The organism is Draconibacterium sp. (genome assembly GCF_041583095.1).
Lineage (GTDB): Bacteria > Bacteroidota > Bacteroidia > Bacteroidales > Prolixibacteraceae > Draconibacterium.
Genome location: NZ_JBFHGM010000358.1, coordinates 1 through 4247, shown reverse-complemented (window position 1 = coordinate 4247; position 4247 = coordinate 1). Strand labels below are relative to the sequence as shown.

The window sequence follows — 4247 nt, the reverse complement described above, 5'->3', positions numbered from 1 at the left end:
GATTTTATGACCTGGCCACGCATGATAGAAACATCAATGGGAGTGATTGAGCACTCGCAATTTTTATCAGAAGACCAAAAAAGAGATATTCTCTTTAATAATGCAGCCCGCTTTTTCAGAATGGATAACAGCGATTTTGATTGGCCTGAAAAATTATAATTCCGACCGTGTTTATACACGTTATGGTCAGTTTAGTTAGATAGAAGATCCGGCTAAAACCGGATCTTCAATATGTATTAAACCAATAAACTTAAAAAATGAAGAAAAAACTTTTCCTTGCACTATTTTGCTTTTTTGTAGTTCTGGGTTCCAATGCTCAGGAATTAGCAAATTTTATGGGACGTGCGCCCGTAATTTCTCCTGAGTTTGGAGAAAAGACTGTTACTTTTCGAATAACAGCACCCGATGCCAAATTAGTACGCTTATATGGCTCGTGGATGGAAGCCCGAAATTCATCTGTTAACATGATGAAAGATACTGCCGGTGTTTGGTCTCTAAGTATTCCAACTCCATCGCCGGAACTGTACACCTACAATTTTATTGTTGATGGTTTGGTGGTTAACGATACCCGCAACGTTTTTATGCAGCGCGATGGAACTCGTTACCTGAGTGTGTTACTTGTTCCGGGAGAGCTGACTGAAAATTATTTTGAGGCTAATGAACACGGAAATCTTTCAAAAGTTTGGTACGATTCACCAACAATTGGCACAAAACGCCGCATGTTTGTTTATACGCCTAACGGCTACGAAACCAGCGGCGAAGATTACCCCGTTTTATACTTGCTACACGGTGGTGGTGGCGACGAAGATGCCTGGAGTACCATGGGGCGCGCCCGCCAGATACTGGATAACCTGATTGAAAAAGGACTGGCAAAACCAATGATTTGTGTGATGCCAAACGGAAATCCGGGGCAGCAGGCTGCAAAAACACAATTACTCGAAGAGAAACCATTTGATTACCGCAATGAGGCCACCCGAAATGATTACATAAACAGTCTTGTAAAAGACATTATTCCATACATCGAAGGTCATTATCGCGTTATTGCCAAACCTGAGGCCAGAGCTGTTTCCGGCCTTTCAATGGGTGGCGGACATACAACTTCTGTTACCGTTAATTACCCGGGCACATTCGATTACATTCTGCCATTGAGTTCAGGAATGAGAGGGGAGCCTGGTGTAATTGATCCTCAATTGCAGAAAATTAAAGTTGCCGGATATAAATTGTACTGGATTGGCTGTGGAAAAGACGATTTCCTGGCATACAAAAGTAGTATCAATCTTGATGAAGCGCTTACCCGCAACGGTATGGAACATACATTTTTTGTTACCGAAGGTGGCCATACTTGGGCAAACTGGCGGATTTACCTGAATACTTTTGCACCTCTGCTTTTTAAATAGAGTTTTAAATCAATCAATTAATAGAGATGAAAAAATATACAATTTTAATCATAGCCCTGTTTATTTGCGTGGGCTCTTTTGCTCAGGAAATAGGCAACTTTATGGGACGCGAGCCTATTGTTTCGCCTGAAATTGGAGACAATGGAATTACTTTCCGCTTTTCGGCTCCTTATGCCGATGATGTTAAACTTACGGGTGGTTTTGCGCCAACTCAAAAAGTAGAAACTTCGTTCGGAACAATGGATATGCCGGGAAATATTGACATGGTAAAAGGTGATAAAGGTTTGTGGACGGTAACAATTCCTCTGCCCGAACCGGAACTTTATACCTATAGTTTTATTGTTGACGGAATGAGTGTAAACGATCCCAACAATATTTTTATGCAACGCGATGGTACACGCTACCTCAGTGTGTTGTTGGTTCCGGGAGAACGAACTGAAAATTACTTTGAAGCCAATGAACGCGGTAATCTTAACCAGGTTTGGTACAATTCTCCAACTTTGGGAATGACCCGCCGTTTGTTTGTTTATACTCCGTACGGATATGCTAACAGTAAAGACAAATATCCGGTGCTTTACCTGTTGCATGGTGGTGGTGGCGACGAAGATGCATGGAGTACAATGGGACGTGCCTGCCAGATTTTAGACAACCTGATTGAAAAAGGCCTGGCAAAACCGATGATCTGTGTAATGCCAAATGGAAATCCAACGCAGTATGCTGCACGTACTTTAATGATTGATGAAAAACCAATAGATCCTAATGCCCAGGGAATGGGAATGATGGGAAATATGTATCCTAAAAGCATAGTCGAAGACATTGTCCCGTTTATTGAAAAAACATATCGTGTGGATGCACGTCCAAAATCACGCGCCATTGCAGGTCTTTCAATGGGTGGCGGACACACTATTTCCACTTCTTTAATGTATCCGGGATTTTTCGATTACATCTGCCCGTTAAGTATGGGAATAGGAATGCGCTTTGGAAACAGTGAAGCTGATATTGAAAAGGAAATGAAAAATTACGAAACACAGTTTAAAGCGCTGAAAAAAGAAGGTTACAAATTGTACTTTCTGGCTTGCGGAGATACTGATTTCCTTTTTGAGTCAGCAAAAACACTCGATAAAATGCTTACCGATACCGGTTGTAAACATGAATTTTTTGTTACGCCCGGCGGACATACCTGGGCCAACTGGCGGATTTATCTAAATACTTTTGCCCCTAAATTATTTAAATAATAGTTTGATGAAGGATTTCTCAAGACGACAATTTATACAACGAACAACCGAAGCCACGCTGCCCTTTATTCTGTTACCCGGAATAACAAGGGCGTGGCCGGGTTTTTCAACAGATTACCAAATTGCCGATACCAAATACGGTAAGTTGCGCGGTTACCGCGAAAATGGTGTAAACATTTTCAAAGGAATTCCTTATGCCGCTGATGCATCGGGGCTAAACAGGTTTAAAAAAGCTGCACCTGTAAAACCATGGACAGGAGTTCGTGATGCCTTGCAATTGGGAAATCCTTCAATTCAGCCAGCAAATCAAACTTACGGACTGAATGAGCCCGACCCATCTGAAGATTGCCTGGTTTTAAATATCTGGACACCTGCCAACGACAATAAAAAACGCCCTGTTATGGTGTATAATCACGGAGGTGGATTTCAGACAGGCTCGGGAGGTTCAGTAACAGCCGATGGCAGCAATCTGGCCCGAATGTACGATGTGGTGGTGGTTGAAACAAATCACCGCCTGGGCTTGCTTGGTTTTCTTTACCTCGATGAATTTGCTGGTGAAGAATACCACGGATCGGGAAACCGCGGAGTTCAGGACATTGCTGTGGCCTTAAAATGGTTAAACGAAAATATTGAACAGTTTGGCGGCGATCCGCAAAACGTAATGATCTTTGGCGAATCGGGTGGCGGCATGAAAACATCTTGTTTGTATGCCATGCCCGAAGCCGCTCCCTATTTTAACAAAGCATCGGTTGAAAGTGGCCCCGGCGTTGAAATTATCGAAGCTGAAGATGCGGCTCAAACTACAATCGAACTGTTGAATTATTTCAATATCTCAAAAAACGACTGGAAAAAGCTACTGGAAATACCGGCCGAAAAATTGCTGGAAGCATCGTCTAAACTTCCACGAAAACCAAGTGCACGCTCCAGTGGATTTTACGGAATTGGGAACTCTGGCGTAGGTAGTTTTGGTGCGGTAAAAGATGGGGTGGTTTTACCCAGCCACCCGTTCGAGCCAACGGCTCCTGTTTTCTCAAAAGATAAACCTTTATTAACCGGCTGGAACGAAGATGAGCATATCTTCTTTGCCATGATGAGTGGGGATTCAGAAGTTTTCACCCTTACAGAAGAAGAACTAAAAAAACGCTTGCAAAACGACTTTGGTGAAAATGCAGAACTTATCCGAAAAACATACCACGAAGCGCATCCTGAAAAAACGCCCGGCGAAATATATATTGCTATTCGTTCGATTATGATGATGGGACTGGGATCAATTACAATAGCGGAAAGAAAAGCCAAACAAGGCGGAGCTTCTGCATATTTGTACAACTTCGGTTATAAATCGAACATGAAAATTCCCGGAACTGAATTTGAAGCAGGTTCGATGCACGCACTGGATATTCCTTTTAAGTTTTACAATGTGGAAGGGGGAATGGCCGGTACAAAAGACGACCGCTTTGAAGCTTCACAGAACTTTACTTCGTTATGGACCAGTTTCGCGCGCAACGGAAAACCAGCAGCCAAAGGTCAGCCGGAATGGCCGGCTTACAATTTACAGGAGCGTTCGCTTATGCGAATTGATACAGAATGTTCAGTTATCAACGACCGGTATAAACTG

3 protein-coding genes are annotated in these 4247 nt (G+C 42.8%); all 3 read left to right on the top strand.

Annotation, left to right across the window (positions count from 1 at the left end):
* Positions 1-257 precede the first annotated feature (257 nt).
* Positions 258-1397 carry an alpha/beta hydrolase-fold protein gene (locus ABZB17_RS20965; protein ID WP_372653314.1) on the top strand — a complete coding sequence of 380 codons (1140 nt, stop codon included), beginning with the start codon at positions 258-260 and terminating at the stop codon, positions 1395-1397.
* A 26-nt stretch (positions 1398-1423) separates the two neighbouring features.
* Positions 1424-2632 carry an alpha/beta hydrolase gene (locus ABZB17_RS20960; RefSeq protein ID WP_372653312.1) on the top strand — a complete coding sequence of 403 codons (1209 nt, stop codon included), beginning with the start codon at positions 1424-1426 and terminating at the stop codon, positions 2630-2632.
* Positions 2633-2639: 7 nt separating this feature from the next.
* On the top strand, positions 2640-4247 hold a 1608-nt coding region (locus ABZB17_RS20955; protein ID WP_372653311.1), incomplete at its 3' end, for a carboxylesterase/lipase family protein.